Below are 16,575 nucleotides of genomic sequence, written 5' to 3'. Positions count from 1 at the left end.
ATAATGTGATCTAGAGTCATCTTTTGTAGATTTCCTATATTAAAACGCTTACAAAAATAATATATAGTGTATTTTTGATTATTTCAAGCTAAATATTTATTTATATATAATTAATTAATATTTATATGAATTATATTATTTTATATTTTTATACTGATTGAAAACAAAAAAACTCTATACCTCATACAAGGCATAGAGTTCTAACTAATCTTTTATTTGAAGCAATATGTTAATCAAGATATCTACGCGCACCTGCAAATTCTTTAGCATAAGCACTAGTATTGATCGAGATGATTTCTACTGTTTTCCCTGCTTTGGGTGAGTGCATCATTTGTCCATTGCCGATATACATAGAGACATGATGAACACTGCCTTTACCATTATTTGTAGCGAAAAACATAAGGTCACCTGGTTGTAACTGGTTCCAGCTTACTGCTGTACCTTCTTTGATCTGTGCAGATGCATCACGCGGTAAAGCAATACCATAATAACCATACACGGTGGAGGTAAAGCCAGAGCAATCGAATCCATACGCAGATATGCCTGCCCACAGATAAGGCAATCCTAGAAATTGTTTGCCTGTCGCTACCAAATCAGCACCGGTAGGCTTCGGTATATCCTGTAATGAATCGTATACTACTACATCTGATTGTTTCATCCATGCTTTATTCTCATTAGGTGTCCAGACTTGAATCCAATTGCCAGCTTGCGCAATCACTGGAAAACGTGTGTTAAAGCTAACTTCTACACTTTTGGTGGTTTGATCTGCTTTGTAGACATAAGCTGTTTTTGCACTCACAATCGCTATCGGACATTTGCTATAATCCATAGTACTTAATGTGCTTACCTGTGCTTTAGGCAACCAGCCGGGATAGCCATATTTGCTTTTCGGTGTGGATTGTCCGACTACAGCAACTTGCGCCCATTCGCCTTTTACTTGCAACATACGTACTTCTTGACCATATAAAGCTTGAGTTTCTGTTTTGCCTGTTAACCATCTGCGCTGCGTGACAGAAGACATTGCGGATGTCCACTTTTTCATATCGACCGGATTGGATAATGAAGGTGCGTCTATCGCACGCTCCAGACCTGGTTGTTTCCACAGCGTAGCTACAGAGACATTAATATAATGTTTGCGGACTTTGGTAGTAGCCGAGCATAGGTCTGTAGATGATGTAGATGTTGTACTGGCTCCGTACACTGTCGGAATCAGACCTATATATAGTAGTAACACGCTGAGCAACGACAACGACCAAGATTTTTTACTCATCATTTGTAATATCTCCTGTGTTCTTAAAAGTGATGTTAGCATCCATCATACCATGCCTGTTCACACTAGGAGTACCACTTTACCTATATTTCTGTTTACCTTTTTTTAGCTATACTGAGGTAACCAATCTCCATGCGCTTCAATCAATTCATCACACAGCGCTACAATATCGTCTATCGACAACTCGGCAGATGTATGGGGATCAAGCATAGCTGCATGATAAATATGTTCCCTTTTGCCTGTAATCGCTGCTTCAATTGTCAACAACTGCGTGTTAATACTCGTACGATTTAGTGCAGCTAATTGTGGTGGAAGATGACCTGCGTACGTAGGCGTAACTCCTGAAGCATCCACCAGGCAAGGCACTTCAACACATGCTTCAGTCGGCAAATTCGGAATCAGACCGGTATTCATTACATTAGCTCCAATTTTATAAGGTGTATTGGTCTCGATCGCTTCTAAAATATAAGAAGCATATTCCAGACTACGTGTATGCTGAATATGTTCACTTGCAAATAGCTGTTCTTTCATATCATTCCACCCTTTGATCTGCTCTACACAACGGCGTGGATATTCATCTAATGGAATATTGAACTTTTCGATCAGTTCAGGATATTGACGTTTGATAAAATACGGATGATATTCTGCATTGTGTTCAGAAGACTCGGTCACATAATACCCAAATCTCAACATCAACTCAAAACGCACCATATCATCATGTTTGGTTTTTTGCTTTTCAGCGGCAAGTCGTTTGATCTCAGGATACAAGTCTACTCCATCTCGCGTGACTTCTAATAGCCATGCCATATGATTAATACCTGCAATTTTCGCTTGAATACCTGTTTGATCTATACCCAGCGCATCAAATAAGTTCGGAATACATTGCTGTACACTATGGCATAATCCCACAGTCTGAATGCCCCCGTAAGTGTTCATCACATTTGTTAATACCGCCATTGGATTTGTATAATTCAAAAATAGAGCATCTGGACAGACTTCACGCATATCTTGTGCAAATTCAAGCATCACCGGAATTGTACGCAGATTACGGAAAATCCCTCCAATACCTAATGTATCTGCTATCGTTTGGCGCAAACCGTACTTTGTAGGGATGTCAAAATCCGTTATTGTACATGGATCGTATCCACCCACTTGAATCGCATTAATCACATATTTCGCTCCACGTAATGCTTCTTTGCGATCGGTATACGTTACTATATTGCATGTACTTTCTACTGTATTTTTGATACTGGTTAATAGATTTTCGGACTCTTGTAGTCGGTTCACATCAATATCGTATAAAGCCAGTTCGAATCCTTGTAGTGCAGGTGTAAGCATTACATCACCTAATACGTTTTTGACAAATACTGTACTTCCTGCACCGATAAACGTAATTTTAGACATCGTTATAACTCCTCCATAGGTATCCCTTATTAGACTGCTTTGATACTGTTAACTATAGAGGTAAGCGCTTTATAAAAACATAGAGTAAACGATCATAAACATGGCATAATCCCATTTTATATTTATATCTCTAAAGGAAGTATGTACGATATACTAATGATATATAGATAGAGATTTTGTTGTGGAAAGGAATCGATATTATGTTGCTTCACCATTTACCGTATACGCATTACACGCATTCCGTATCTTATCCGCCGATGGATTTGAATTTATTATTTTTTGGAACAGAACAATGTACAGCAAGCCATGCGTGGGGGCCAGGAGTTAGAGATTCATATATTCTTCATTATATTCATAGCGGATCAGGTGTTTTGCGTATTCAGGACAAAGAATATTCTCTTACAGCAGGACAGGGATTTTTGATTTTTCCCGATATTATTATGAATTATGAAGCCGATGCTGATGATCCGTGGGTCTATACGTGGATAGGGTTCAAAGGAATCAACGCCAAATCATTAATGCAACGCGCACATCTTACACTCGATCATCCTGTATATGATAGTCAGGGTAGAGCATGGTTCCAGCATTTCTATGATCAACTGTTAGCGGCTTACAATGAACCAGGCGAAGATGTCTATGCGCAAGGTATGTTGTATCAGTTAATCTATGAATTGATCGCTTGTGCTCCAGTATCGACTACCCCTATACGGGTCACGCCTTCGAGAGAACGTTATCTGCAACAAGCGATCGAATATATCGAAAATAGTTATAGTCAAAAGATCAGTGTACTGGATATCGCTGCGGCTGTCGGTCTGGATCGTACGTATTTATCAGGGCTGTTCAAAGCGGAACTTGGCGTATCTTTGCAACAATTTATGATCGAATATCGTATGAAACGAGCGTTAGAATTACTTCATCATAGTCAGTTATCGATCAGCGATATTTCTCGTTCGGTCGGGTATACTGATCCTTTTCTTTTTTCTAAAATGTTCAAAAAAGTGATCGGTCAATCGCCCAAGCAGACTCGTGAACGATTGTAGGCGGTCGTATTTGATTTACAAGATTGGTGGGCGATCATGCATCAATTCAGAAGGAACAGTACCCATCATCCGCTTGAATACACGATAAAAGTAAGACAGATCGCGATAACCCAAAAATTCTGCAATTTCAGCAATCGTTAATTGAGATTCGGTTAGCATATATACAGCACGCTTCATCCGCTGATGATGTACATAGTCACTGATCGTCTGGTTGGTGACACTTTTGAATAGATTAGCGGCATAATTCGGCGTTCGCTCAATCACTTCGCCTAATTGTTCTTTGGTAATCCGGTGGTTATAATTACGTTGAATATAATGCTTCATCATATCGACCAATTGATGCTTATCGCCACTGATTAGCTTTTGATCATATTCCCGGCTAATCTCAATCAACAACTGCATTAACAACGTTTCAGTCATCAACTCATAATATGGAGTATGTTCTGTCCATTGCGAAATAATCATTTTCAATTTCTCATGAATGAGATCATAACAGCCCAGTTTGAGCCTTAATGGCTCTGGCTGACGCAAAATCGATAAATCCAGATCTGGTTGCTCTACTCGAAAATAAATCACTAATTTGGTATGCATCATCGTTGGAATACTTTTGCCATAATAAGCAAGATGAGCTGGAATCAGTAGCATTTCGCCTTTTTCCATAATCTGCTTCTGCTCATTCACCCAATATACACATTTGCCATAAGTCACCAGACTGAGACAATAGATCTGTCCGGCTAAATGATCTTTTTCGTACCAATTCACTGTGTGATGCTCCTGTACATCAACAATCTTTAACATTTCTGACTTTCCTCCTTTATTGCATGTCTGCTCCGCTCATATGACTATTTCCGACATCTTTTTTTACACTTTTAATGTACTATAGTCTAATCATTGTACTATAGTTCATAGCGTACTGTGTGTATTACAGTTACAATAATTTATGAAAAGTGTTTTTTCGCATATAGAAATACACCAATATGCATTATGATTTTCGTACAGTTAAGTATATTAATCGCAATCGTTAATCTATTTTATTGTGCGAAAATCATTCCAATGTAAACTAAATAAAATCGCTTCTAGGAGGATAACCAATGCTTAGAACTAAAATTATCTGTACGATGGGACCTGCTTGTGATTCTGTAGAAATGTTAAAAGAAATGATCAAAGCGGGCATGACAGTAGCTCGTCTAAATATGGCTCATGGTGAGTTAGAAGATCATGTAATGCGTATCCAGAATGTACGTCAAGCTGCGGCTGAATTAAATACATTTGTACCGATTATGATGGATATCAAAGGACCTGAAGTCCGTATTGGTAAATTAAGAGAAGCTTCCTGTGAATTACGTGCAGGTGGACAATTAATTTTGACTACAGAAGAAATTCTAGGTGATGCTGAACGTATCGGCGTAAACTATGCTGAATTAAATGAAGTCGTTAAAGCAGGCGACCGCATTCTGATCGACGATGGTCTGGTAGACCTGAATGTACGTGAAATCAGAGGCAATGATATCTTCTGCGATATTATTAGCGGTGGCACACTCAAACCTCGTAAAGGTGTAAACTTACCAGGAATTCATACAACATTGCCAGGAGTAACAGAACGCGATGTTATGCATATCCATTTCGGATTAGAACAAAAAATCGAAATGATCGCTGCTTCATTCGTTCGTAAAGGCGACGATATTCGCGAAATTCGTGGCATTCTAGCTGAAAACAATGCAGAACATGTACAAATCTATTCTAAAATCGAAAACCAAGAAGGTATGACTAACTTGAACGATATTATCGTCGCTTCTGACGGTATTATGGTTGCTCGTGGTGATCTTGGGGTAGAAGTTCCGATTCAAGACGTACCGATGATGCAAAAAGAAATGATCGATAAATGTAACCTTGCAGGTAAACCTGTTATCGTTGCTACACATATGCTTGAATCCATGCAAGTAAATCCTCGTCCGACTCGTTCAGAAGTAAGTGACGTAGCGAATGCGGTATTGCAAGGCGCAGACGTAGTGATGTTATCTGGTGAATCCGCAGCAGGTAAATATCCTGTACAATCCGTTCAAACGATGGCGGCTGTTGCACAACGCGCTGAGACGATGATCGATTACTACGAGCAATTTTCTAAAAAAAGAGCAGAACACTCTACTAATATTACCGAAGTCATCAGCCAGAGTGCTGTAAGTGCTTCGCTTGAACTAGCGGCTAAAGCGATCATTATCTCGACCGAGAGTGGATTTACCGCTCGTATGATCTCCAAATACCGCCCACAAGCGCCGATCTTTGCAGTTACTCAACACGAATCAGTGATGGCGAAAGTATGTCTATTGTCTGGTGTTATCCCTGTTAAAGGCGATGCAGTAAGCACAACTGATGAAATGTTTGAATCGGCTACACGTAATGCCATCAACACAGGCTATATCAACAAAGGCGATGTTATCGTATTGTCTGCTGGCGTACCAATTGGACAATCTGGTAATACGAATTTGCTGAAAGTTCAACAAGTGTAATTTAATCGTTAAAATGATTTGAATGAATAGCAAAAAGACCTGTATCCCGATACTTTGTGAAAAGTGGGCGGTGTACAGGTCTTTTTTTGTTTGAGCATCTATAAGTTTGAGTCATAATATAAATAATTAGATGCAGTATGTACTTTTTCAGATGAAATTCGTCTAGATCTATTAGAAAGGATGTGTTGATTATACATAAAATGAAATGTATGCTCGCTATATTAACTTTTACCGTTAGTTTGCTATCTGCTTGTGGAAACGAAACATTAGTATCACAACCGTCTTCAATGCCAAAAGCGACCAGTGAAACTGCACCAGCTACTTCTGATAATAGTCATGAGGCAACAAAGCAGTCAAAAGCATCAAGTAGCGATGAAATTAATTGGGATAAAGTGAACGATCCACTAATAGATGATCTAATGAGCAATAAGCTAAAAAAAGCAATTGATGCGATAGTATCTAAAGATATAGAACAATTTCATCAATCTATAGATACAGGTATGGGTAACGCTCATGACTATCTGCTCGACAATACAATGACATTCACACATATTGATACGGCATTGAAAGAAGGAAAACGTGTCCTTGTACCTGTAAAAGGTCAACTAACCGTTGCAGAAGATATAGCAGAAAAAGAAGTAGTATATACATTTTATTTTGAAAAAGATCCACAACATCAATGGAAGATTGTTATGATCGACTAATATAAGCATATATAGAAATAAAAAAAGAGCACTCTTATTGAGGCTCTTTTTCGTAGTTCATTTTATATATAGACTGTATTCCAAAACTTTGAGTCTACTCTTAAATTTGTTTCGCAAAATCAACAAGCGACTCTGCCATATGATTAATCTCGTCCATCGAAGCATTCACCTGTTGGGTTAACGCCGCTTGAGTCTGCGTCATCGTTGTCATATTGCCGATATGCTCTAGAATCTGTTCGATCAGCTCTTTCATATCGCTTAGACTGGTTTCGATATTCTCCGTTGCAGAAGCACTGTTTACAGCTAACTTACGGACTTCATCGGCAACTACTGCAAATCCCATACCCAATTCGCCTGCGCGTGCGGCTTCGATTGCTGCGTTCAATCCTAGTAGATTCGTTTGGTTAGCAATTTCACGAATAAAGGTAGAAATATTTTTGGTTTCATCTGCACTGTTTTTCGCTTCATTCGCCGCTTCTGTTGATTTCTCTTGAGCCGAAGCGACTTCTTGTGCTTGTTCAGATACCGATGCCATAGCAGTTGTCATTTCGCTGATCGATTGAGACAATTGTTGCATACGGCTGTTCATGCCTTCTACAACAACATCTTTATTTTTTTCAAATGTAATATCACGAATCGTTCCAGCTACACGTACCGGTAATCCTTTGCTATCTCGAATTGTAGCTCCACCTGCATGATACCAGCGGTATTCTCCATTTTTCAATTGTAGACGGTAATCGATAGCGAACGGAGTCTGTCCAGTATGATCGTTCAAGTGAGCAGCAAAAGCATTCAACGAATATTCTTTATCTTCTGGATGTAGACGATCGCTCCAACTGCTTAATACGTTAGGGAAGTCTTTCTCATCTTGGAAGCCCAGTGTTGAACGAAATTGTGGTGACCACCAGAACTCATTATTAGGGTTAACCGGATCGCCTGCAATGACTTCCATATCCCATGGTGCTTCGATCAATGCTTTGTTGATCAGATCATAACGCGTAACAAGTGCTTGCAACTCTTGTTCTTTTAACTTTTTGTCATGAATATCAAATAGTGCTCCAGCTACACGTAAAGGCACACCTTGACGATCACGAATCGTTGTACCTGTAGCTTTGAACCAACGATATTGTCCATTTTTTAATTTGAGGCGATATTCGATATCATAAGGAGTACGACCGGAGTGATCTAGTAAATGCGTGGCAAAAGCATCTAATACAAATTGTTGCTCATCGGGATGAAGTAGAGAAGCCCAACTATCTAATACATTCGGAAAATCACTTTCGTCACGATAACCGATCATATGACGGAACTCATCAGTCCATGTAAATTTATTATTCGGATTCACCGGATCACCAGCAACTACATTCATATCCCATAATCCAACTTGAATCGCTTCAGTGACTAGATCCAAACGTAGTGAAATATCTTGCTTTTGATCGTACAATAATGCAAAGGCATTATTCATATGTTTAACTAATTCTTGTACTTCTGGGGAAGCATCTTTAACATTTAATTGAGGTAACTCTTTTTGTTGTTGAATTTGGGTGATAACGTTTTGACTGGCTTCAATAACTGATTGTAACGAAAGGCTTGCTTTTCTAGGGGAAAATATAGACATTTTGTTGTCTCCTTCAATAATGCAAATTGTGTATTCAAAAATAACGTCCTTAATAAACGATGTCTCTCATATGCTGTTACCTTTATTTCGTACATTTGACCTTCTTTTTGTATAAGACTTTATACCCAACATATCTTAAAATCAATCTTTTTATTATAAAAAAAGCTTATTTATTACATTTTTCGACATTAAATTAACAAAAAATCGACTTTTTATACTATGTAGTCCTATAAAACTGATTTTTGCTTTTTATGTCTATGGTGCTAACAGAAAAAGATAGGAGAGGTATAATGCAACCATTTACTAAACATGTTATTCGAATTATTCAAGCTATTCCGTACGGAAAAGTAATGACTTATGGACAGATCGCCGCAGAAGCAGGAAGTCCGCGTGCTGCGAGACAGGTTGTGCGTGTGTTACATTCGATGAGTAAGAAGTATGATCTTCCGTGGCATAGAGTGGTCAATAGTAAAGGAGAGATCGCTATAACAGATGATGAATCCCGTTTTCTTCAACAAATGCTACTTGAAGAAGAAGGTGTAGAATTCGGTATCCAGGCTATTGTCGATCTCTCTATCTATCGGTATAAATACGTGGAATCTGAACATGTGGATGAAATGTAATCTTATAATGCCCGGATCGTTCCTCCATCGACGATCAGAGACTGTCCGGTTACATACGTATTGGCAAACGAACCGTAAAATACAACCATACGTGCAAATTCTTCCGGTGTTCCCATCCGTCCAAGTGGAATCTGTGCAGTAGCTTGTGCTTGCAATTGTTCTACAGATATCTGCTGATCTGCTGCACGCTTACTGTCTAATTCTAAGATTCGATCAGTCGCAATCCGTCCGGGTGCTACGGTATTGATCAATATTCCTTTGTGCCCGTATTCCGAAGATAATGTCTTGGTTAGTGCCTGAATACCCGCACGAAAAACATTGGATAAAATCAATCCATCGATAGGCTGTTTGACAGAAGAGGAAGCAATATTGACTATCCGTCCACCACCATCAGATTGTAGAGCTGGTAAAGCCGCACGAATCAGACGAATCGTACTGAGTAGATTTTGTTCAAATGCTTGTTGCCAGTGCTCGTCTTCCATATCTGTAAATGTTCCTCCTGGAGGCCCGCCAGCGTTGGTGACCAATACGTCTAACCGACTTGTGCGTTCTATTACTTGTGCTATAGCCGATTGAATCTGTGTAGCATCATTCACATCCATTTGTACAATGTCTACTGTTACCCCGGTTGCCGAAGCAATCTCTTGTTGAGCTTCTTGAAGCTGTTCGATATTCCGACTAGCAATCGTTACGCGGGCACCTTCTCTTGCAAATTCAAGCGCACTCGCTCTTCCCAATCCTTTACTAGCAGCAGCTACAAATACAGATTTATCCTGCAATCCTAATTCCATATCAAACCCTCCTAAAATTGTGTTATTGATTTCCATAATCTCTCTGGTTCATTTTGAAAAATCCCTATATAATTCATCTAGCTTAGTGAAAGGTCTTTATTTCAAATGTAAGACGTTTTTTTTAAGATTTCCCACAAATTTGCTCTCAGAATTTATTAAATAAGTATGAAGTGTCGATATAATGAATATACCCATTTTGCACGGAATCCGATGTGATTTTCTTTTACCAGTAATTGAAGATTACGTATCACTTATTGAAATCCTACCTATACAATATAGACACGAACCGAAATAACAGAAGCGAACTTTATCTATCCGGCTGGTTCGAAGGTTTTTTTACCATGTTTATAATGATTGTCGAACTATTCAATAAGGTGTTCTTATACGCCAATACTTAACAGTCTAAGTGGAATTGTTACCTTAAACTATAATAGATGGAAGTGACTACTATTGAGGTTGATACCTGTTACCTCCCTAAAGCCGGGAATGCGATTAGCCAAAAAAATACACAATGATGAAGGAGTTGTACTCCTCGCTATAGACTCCGAATTAACAAGCGGTATTATTCGTAAATTACATAATCATGGTCTCGATTATGTGTACATTCAAGATGCAGATACTGAAGATATCGTAGTCAAAGATATTATTACTTCTGAGACTCGTCATAAAGCGTTACAAGAAATAAAGACCGGGTTCCGCAGTCTAATCGATCCTCAAGCCCAAAAGAAGAATTACCCTTTAATTGGACGTTCCTTCTCAGGAGTAGTGGATTCGATTCTAAATGATATCAGCTCAGATCCTGAAGTGATGATTATGTTATTGAATATCAATGCCAAAGATCAATATCTATATCATCATTCTTTAAATGTATGCATTTATACTCTTTTACTTGGAAAAGTACATGGATATTCTACAGAAGAACTGCATGTGCTTGGAATTGGTTCTTTGTTACACGATATTGGCAAAATCAAAATCCCTAATTCGATATTGTCCAAGCCAGAACGATTAACCGATATGGAATACGAAGAAATTAAGCTACACACCGAATACGGGTACAAAATGTTAAAAGACGAGCCTGGCATTCCGCTACTGGCTGCCCACTGCGCTTATCAGCATCATGAACGATTGAACGGAAGTGGCTACCCGCGTGGTATTACCGAACCGGATATCCATGAATATGCCAAATGGATCGCGATTGCTGATTCATACGATGCATTGACCACAAGTCGTGTGTACCGCTCTGCCCTTTTGCCTCATCAAGCACTCGAAGTCTTATATGCAGGATATGGCACGATGTATGATAAATATATGATGGAAGTTTTCAAAAGTCGGGTCGCTATCTATCCGATCGGTCTAACTGTCATTTTGAGCAATGGTCTCAAAGGTGTTGTGGTGCATATTCACAAATCGATTACTCAACGTCCTATTATTCGGATTCTATATAATGAAGCTGGTGAACGATTAGATTCACCTTATGATCTAGATCTACTTGCTCACCATTCTATCGTTATTGCAGGTGTAGAAGGTCTAAACACACATATGCACACGTAATCTACGCTTATAACTAAAGTTATACAGGCTTAACTATACAAAGAGATTCGTCAGATCATTAAGATCTGGCGAATCTCTTCTTCGGTTAACGCTGTTAACGCAGGTTGTTCGGTGCCTGCTTGAATCACTTCGTCGATCAAATGCTTTTTGGTCTGTTGTAATTCGAACATTTTATCTTCTACAGTACCTTGCGCAATCAAGCGAATCACTTGCACCGTATTTTGCTGTCCAATGCGGTGAGCACGATCAGCCGCTTGTTCTTCTACCGCTGGATTCCACCATAGATCATATAAAATAACCGTATCCGCTCCGGTCAGATTAAGCCCTGTTCCGCCTGCTTTGAGCGAAATTAAAAAGATATCACGCTCTCCTTGATTGTATCGATTACATAACTCTACTCGTTCCGCTACAGGGGTATTTCCATCTAGATTAAAATAAGGAACTTGCGCTTGTTGAAGCTCCTGCCCGATAATCCCCAACATCTCGGTAAATTGAGAAAAGATCAACAATCGCTTGCCTGCATCCAGACTTTCTTCCACAATTTCTAACAGCTGTTCTAACTTGGCTGATCCACCTTCATACTGCTGTACAAATAAAGCAGGATGACAGCACAACTGACGTAGACGGGTAAGTCCTGCTAGAATTTTGATTTTATTTTGCGGTACAGCCTTGTCATTCAAATGCTTCAAAGCATCTTGTTGTAGTCTGGCTAGATAAGCAGCATACAGTTTTTTCTGCTCTGGTAATAATTCAGAGACAAGGATATGTTCCTGTTTGTTAGGCAGTTCTTTGAGTACATCTTTTTTCAATCGTCTTAGTACAAATGGACGAATCCGCTTAGCAACCGTTTCGTTAGACAGATCAGCAAATGACTTTTTATCGCCTAACAGTTGCGGAAATACCACATGCATAATTGCCCATAATTCATAGATCGAATTTTCTATCGGTGTACCTGTTAATGCAAAACGATATTGCGCTTTGATCTGTTTGACCGCTTTCGCAACTTGAGTAAGATCATTTTTGAATGTCTGTGCTTCATCTAAGATCAACGTGTGAAAAGAAGATCGATGCACTTGCTCTAGATCGCGACGCAATAATGGATAGGAAGTGATAATGACATCCACCGCAGGTCGATCACTCCCCTCGGGTTCTGACGACTGCTGTGGCAACGATTGATACCAGCGCCGATTACGCTCCGTTTTGCTTCCATCAATCAGACAAATATGAATCTCAGGAGCAAAGCGCCGAATCTCATGTTGCCAGTTATACATCAGTGAAGCTGGCGTTACGATCAATGCAGGTTGACCACTACGCCGGATATCAGACAACATAGAAGCTAGAAAAGTAATACTTTGTAGCGTTTTGCCAAGCCCCATATCATCCGCCAGAATACCACCGAAACCATAATGAGCCAGTGTTCTCATCCACTGATAACCATACTGCTGATAATCCCGTAAAATAGGTGCTAAATGTGCAGGTACAGGCTCTTCGCGCAGATCAGGGTTACGCATATTGTCTAACAACAAACGCAGCGACTTGCCGAACTGGACACTTTCGTTCGTTGACTCTTGATCTAGCCCTGCGAGTCCTTGAATGAGCGGCATCCGCATCACCAACTGTCCAGTCTGCTCTTCATTGGTTGTATGATCCAGCAGATCATGATCCAATGGCATAAATTTCGCCATACCCGTTTGCTGAATAAAAGCGATAATTTTGCGGAATTCTTGTTGTTCTAAAGGTAATAACGCTCCATTAGGTAAACGATGGTAACGCCGTTGTTCACGTAGCGAATTGAGCACTTCTATAATCTGAGACTCTGCTATACCATCCAACTCCAAAGTCAATTCCAACCAATCATGACGCGGGTCTGTATTCACTTTTAATTTGGGTGCAGATAAAGGATTATATACTCTGGCCTTAACTGCTGAAGTCGCATACACTTCGACCCATTGTTCCAGACGAGGCAAAATATGATACAAAAATTCATATTCAGCATCTTCGTCTGTCAAAAAATAACCGCCTTCGGTCTGTACAAAAGAACCTTCGTCCAACAACATCATAATCTCTTCTTCTTGCTTACTATCTCTTAATAAAATCTGCCCTTCTGGTAATGAAGGCACTTGTAGATCTAACGGATTGATAGTGACCTGCCCGTATTGAAATTCTAATCCTGCTAATAGCCGATCTCGCACACGATCCAGATACAATCGTGCTTGAAGCGGAGTACGTACAATATATTCAGAAACAGCGCGAGTCATATGAACCTGACCTAATGTCATCAATCCTGGAATCACTTGCTCGATAAAAGGCTCTAATTGCTCTTCCGGAATAGTCATCGTCTGATGAGTGCGATATTGCTCTGACGCTTGCAACATCGATTGAAGCTCACTCAGACGCTGACACTCGTTCTCAGGTACATGAATCAATTGACCATAAGAAATAACCGTTTCATACCATTCCAGTATAATAAGGTGCTCTAGCCCTTCTACATGCAATTCATATCGGGGTGGGGCGCTAAGAGATGTTGTATCTTTGCTACTTTTATTGGATTCTAGTTCATAACGATCCAGTTGAAATTGAATCGGCAACAATTCCTGACTTGGCATCACTGTACCCCACTGCTGACCGTTATATTCCAAAGTAGTGAAAGATGCGTGAGACAGTTGCTCAAGCATTTCTTGCCAGTGTGAAGCTGGAATTAATACTAACCGCTGATGCTGTTGATGGTATCCAGCAATCGCACCTTGCGCTTCCCAGCTTCCGTATTGTTGTTCTTCTTGAATAATATCGAGCATATGCTGAATAAGACGATCATCTGTACGAGCAAAGCTATGTAGTTCAGGATCATATGTGAACGATTTGGAAAAATAATAACTTTCTCGCCGCTTCACATGCTCTAGAAATTCGATCAACTGCTGTACAATATAGACACGCTTGGGTCCAACTTTCATTTCGATGCCTATTCGGTATTGCCGATTACCGTAAGCAATAGGCTTGCAGATCCATTCTACTTGAAGTGTTGTTCGAGTCTCGAAATACGTTCGACTGCCACTAGGACGTTGCTTTTTATCGGCAAATAAAGAAAGCATATGCCGGGTTAATTGTAGTGCATCGTTGTGCTGTTGTTGTATCTGATAATTATCTTCTTGCGAAGTATCTACCTCTTGCTCTTCTTCAGCCAAAGACCGCTCAGGCTTCGCAGAGGACTCTACCAGAATAGGTACAATCCCTTGCTGTTGTGCATAATAGATATGAATTAATACCGCCGCAATATGCTGACAATAATGATCATAAGAGGACAGCGAAGGGCAACTACACTGAGCATACACTTCCCCTTCTTCATCCACATTTACAGAGACCTGTTCGGTCAGTTTAGCTCTAATATTCACAATCGCTTGATACATCGAAGATTGCTGATCATATTGAATGAAGGATACTTTACCATTACGGTAATACGATTTCCCTTTCGCAAAAGCAGTCTTTCCACACCATAATTCGATCGTTGGCAAATGAAGTTCGGTACTCACGTTAGAATCCTCCTTTCTACAAATGTATTACTTAGGATAAATGAGCTGTGATAATCTGTACGGTATCGCCTTGATAAATCGTACCTTCCCGTTCTACGGAACAAACGATACCTCTTGATTTGCGGGCAGCCGGTACAAATTTGGAACGTAATTTGGGAATATCATATACTTCTTCAATCACTTTCCCTGGAAAGATACAAGGCAGATTCTCTCCTTCACAGATTAGGCCGGTTCCATCGGGGAAAATTAATCTCGCTCCTGCTGGCAAATGTGTAAGTTGATCGAATCCACGTATCATAAGATTAGCCCCTAGCCATTCAGGTCTTACTTCAGGCAATTTCATACGTAATGCAATCTGCTCACAATCTTCATAAGACACAATACTGATCTGTCTGCGATTAGCAATCATAGTTCCTTTTTTATATATTTTCTGTCTGGAATCAGCAGGGCGTAACAATCCATAATGACGATCTCCAGGAATACCTGCTAGCTCTACCGCAATCGAAGGTAATTCTCGAGTAATAAAGCTTTTGGGTGTATCTGCTATTAATACTTGTTGTACGGTGATGATCTGATCGGTCATTGAATTTCTCCTTTAGTATAGATAATTTAACGTTATTCTTGTTGTATATACAATGTGAATATCATAGAGGAAATACACATAAAAAAGAAGCCCTATCTTACAGGCTTCTATCCAGGAATGATCTAGGAAATAGATTGTTGCTGCTTTATAGTGACTGCTGCTCTACGGCGATAAAGGATAGTCGCACCAATAGCTGCACCGATAAAGCTATAAGATACGATACTCGATAATGCAAGCACCTGAATAACACTAAGTTCGTAGACCATCACTATTTTAGTACCAGCTTCTAGCACAAGTAGCACGCCCCAGATCAGTGTCATATTGCGCATGACTTTGCGGAAATAAGCATATTGCCATTTTTGCTCAAAATCTGAAATGGTACTAAAACGACTAGCTATATAATAAATAAGGGGCTTGCCCACCCATAATGAACCCAAAAATAAGATACCAACCACACCTGTAATCATTGATTCTCGCAAAAGAAGAAGCTTTTCACTACCTCCTAGCAATACCATCACCAATGAGAGCACAAAAGTTAGTAACATCAAACCTCCGAATACATCAATTTTCCGATGTCTGGCAAAATGAAATACATTATCAACCAAAGGAATTAACGTCGCAATCGATAATGCAGTTAGTCCTCCTACATACGGTGACAGCCATACATAGACTCCCCACGGAATAAGACCGTTAATAACCAGTGTAAATATGATATAACTACTCGTTGACATATTAAGCATGATGAACACTCCTTTGATTATATAATGTTGAAATATGCTACTATCCTCGTTCGTTCTCTACTTCATCTTGTAATTAAATCTTAACAGGATGACCAACAAATAAAATCTACCGCAAGGTTAGTGTTGAAGTATATCTCTAGATAGACAAAGGAGTATGGAGTAAGAAGCTGATTAAGAAGACATTCATTTCATTATCGCTACTATACGGGTTGTAACT

General features: G+C 39.6%; 13 protein-coding genes. 5 read left to right on the top strand and 8 right to left on the bottom strand.

What is annotated here, in order from left to right; all coding sequences use genetic code 11:
• Positions 1-229: 229 nt before the first annotated feature.
• Both QE450_RS21520 and melA read right to left on the bottom strand, forming a co-directional pair.
• Complete coding sequence (locus tag QE450_RS21520) at positions 230-1,270, bottom strand: C40 family peptidase (protein ID WP_307301997.1); 1,041 nt, start codon at positions 1,268-1,270, stop codon at positions 230-232.
• Positions 1,271-1,375: 105 nt separating this feature from the next.
• Complete coding sequence (gene melA, locus QE450_RS21515; protein ID WP_307301995.1) at positions 1,376-2,674, bottom strand: alpha-glucosidase/alpha-galactosidase; 1,299 nt, start codon at positions 2,672-2,674, stop codon at positions 1,376-1,378.
• A 200-nt stretch (positions 2,675-2,874) separates the two neighbouring features.
• Here melA and QE450_RS21510 point away from each other — a divergent pair, with 200 nt between their 5' ends.
• Positions 2,875-3,714 (top strand): AraC family transcriptional regulator, encoded by an 840-nt coding sequence (locus tag QE450_RS21510; protein WP_307301993.1) that lies wholly within the window; start codon positions 2,875-2,877, stop codon positions 3,712-3,714.
• 15 nt (positions 3,715-3,729) lie between these two features.
• Here QE450_RS21510 and QE450_RS21505 read toward each other — a convergent pair whose 3' ends face one another.
• Complete coding sequence (locus QE450_RS21505) at positions 3,730-4,512, bottom strand: AraC family transcriptional regulator (protein ID WP_274171238.1); 783 nt, start codon at positions 4,510-4,512, stop codon at positions 3,730-3,732.
• A 293-nt stretch (positions 4,513-4,805) separates the two neighbouring features.
• On the opposite strand from QE450_RS21505, the gene pyk reads away from it, so the two are divergent.
• Together pyk and QE450_RS21495 are read left to right on the top strand one after the other, a co-directional pair.
• Positions 4,806-6,221: a pyruvate kinase gene (gene pyk, locus QE450_RS21500; protein WP_273614457.1), complete on the top strand. Its 1,416-nt coding sequence runs from the start codon at positions 4,806-4,808 to the stop codon at positions 6,219-6,221.
• A gap of 185 nt (positions 6,222-6,406) precedes the next feature.
• A complete protein-coding gene (locus QE450_RS21495; RefSeq protein ID WP_307301989.1) occupies positions 6,407-6,925 on the top strand; it encodes a hypothetical protein in 519 nt (172 codons plus the stop codon).
• Between the two features lie 100 nt (positions 6,926-7,025).
• Here the strand turns inward: QE450_RS21495 and QE450_RS21490 are convergent, their stop codons facing one another.
• Positions 7,026-8,537, bottom strand: coding sequence for a methyl-accepting chemotaxis protein (locus tag QE450_RS21490; RefSeq protein WP_373462058.1), 1,512 nt, complete (start codon positions 8,535-8,537; stop codon positions 7,026-7,028).
• Positions 8,538-8,833: 296 nt separating this feature from the next.
• Here QE450_RS21490 and QE450_RS21485 point away from each other — a divergent pair, with 296 nt between their 5' ends.
• The gene (locus QE450_RS21485) at positions 8,834-9,166 is read left to right on the top strand and encodes an MGMT family protein (RefSeq protein ID WP_307301985.1); all 333 of its coding nucleotides are present in this window, start codon (positions 8,834-8,836) and stop codon (positions 9,164-9,166) included.
• 2 nt (positions 9,167-9,168) lie between these two features.
• Here QE450_RS21485 and QE450_RS21480 read toward each other — a convergent pair whose 3' ends face one another.
• Entirely contained in the window at positions 9,169-9,957 is a 789-nt protein-coding gene (locus QE450_RS21480; protein WP_273614453.1) for an SDR family oxidoreductase, read from the bottom strand.
• Between the two features lie 486 nt (positions 9,958-10,443).
• Between QE450_RS21480 and QE450_RS21475 the strand changes: the two genes are divergently transcribed.
• Entirely contained in the window at positions 10,444-11,508 is a 1,065-nt protein-coding gene (locus QE450_RS21475; protein WP_274171243.1) for an HD-GYP domain-containing protein, read from the top strand.
• Positions 11,509-11,558: 50 nt separating this feature from the next.
• On the opposite strand, the gene QE450_RS21470 is transcribed toward QE450_RS21475, so the two are convergent.
• The 3 genes from QE450_RS21470 to QE450_RS21460 form a co-directional block, all read right to left on the bottom strand.
• Positions 11,559-15,035: a DEAD/DEAH box helicase gene (locus tag QE450_RS21470; RefSeq protein WP_307301981.1), complete on the bottom strand. Its 3,477-nt coding sequence runs from the start codon at positions 15,033-15,035 to the stop codon at positions 11,559-11,561.
• Positions 15,036-15,066: 31 nt separating this feature from the next.
• Positions 15,067-15,618 (bottom strand): MOSC domain-containing protein, encoded by a 552-nt coding sequence (locus tag QE450_RS21465; RefSeq protein WP_307301979.1) that lies wholly within the window; start codon positions 15,616-15,618, stop codon positions 15,067-15,069.
• Between the two features lie 122 nt (positions 15,619-15,740).
• Complete coding sequence (locus QE450_RS21460; protein ID WP_307301976.1) at positions 15,741-16,358, bottom strand: VC0807 family protein; 618 nt, start codon at positions 16,356-16,358, stop codon at positions 15,741-15,743.
• Positions 16,359-16,575: the final 217 nt, after the last annotated feature.

The sequence above is a fragment of the Paenibacillus sp. SORGH_AS_0306 genome, from assembly GCF_030819345.1.
Taxonomy (GTDB): Bacteria; Bacillota; Bacilli; order Paenibacillales; family Paenibacillaceae; genus Saccharibacillus; species Saccharibacillus kyungheensis.
This window is presented reverse-complemented; position numbering and strand designations above follow the sequence as displayed.

Coding starts and splice junctions, on each gene's coding strand:
- QE450_RS21520 (WP_307301997.1), bottom strand. CDS start 1,270: ATGAGTAAAAAATCTTGGTCGTTGTCGTTGCTCAGCGTGTTACTACTA.
- melA (WP_307301995.1), bottom strand. CDS start 2,674: ATGTCTAAAATTACGTTTATCGGTGCAGGAAGTACAGTATTTGTCAAA.
- QE450_RS21510 (WP_307301993.1), top strand. CDS start 2,875: ATGTTGCTTCACCATTTACCGTATACGCATTACACGCATTCCGTATCT.
- QE450_RS21505 (WP_274171238.1), bottom strand. CDS start 4,512: ATGTTAAAGATTGTTGATGTACAGGAGCATCACACAGTGAATTGGTAC.
- pyk (WP_273614457.1), top strand. CDS start 4,806: ATGCTTAGAACTAAAATTATCTGTACGATGGGACCTGCTTGTGATTCT.
- QE450_RS21485 (WP_307301985.1), top strand. CDS start 8,834: ATGCAACCATTTACTAAACATGTTATTCGAATTATTCAAGCTATTCCG.
- QE450_RS21480 (WP_273614453.1), bottom strand. CDS start 9,957: ATGGAATTAGGATTGCAGGATAAATCTGTATTTGTAGCTGCTGCTAGT.
- QE450_RS21475 (WP_274171243.1), top strand. CDS start 10,444: ATGCGATTAGCCAAAAAAATACACAATGATGAAGGAGTTGTACTCCTC.
- QE450_RS21465 (WP_307301979.1), bottom strand. CDS start 15,618: ATGACCGATCAGATCATCACCGTACAACAAGTATTAATAGCAGATACA.
- QE450_RS21460 (WP_307301976.1), bottom strand. CDS start 16,358: ATGCTTAATATGTCAACGAGTAGTTATATCATATTTACACTGGTTATT.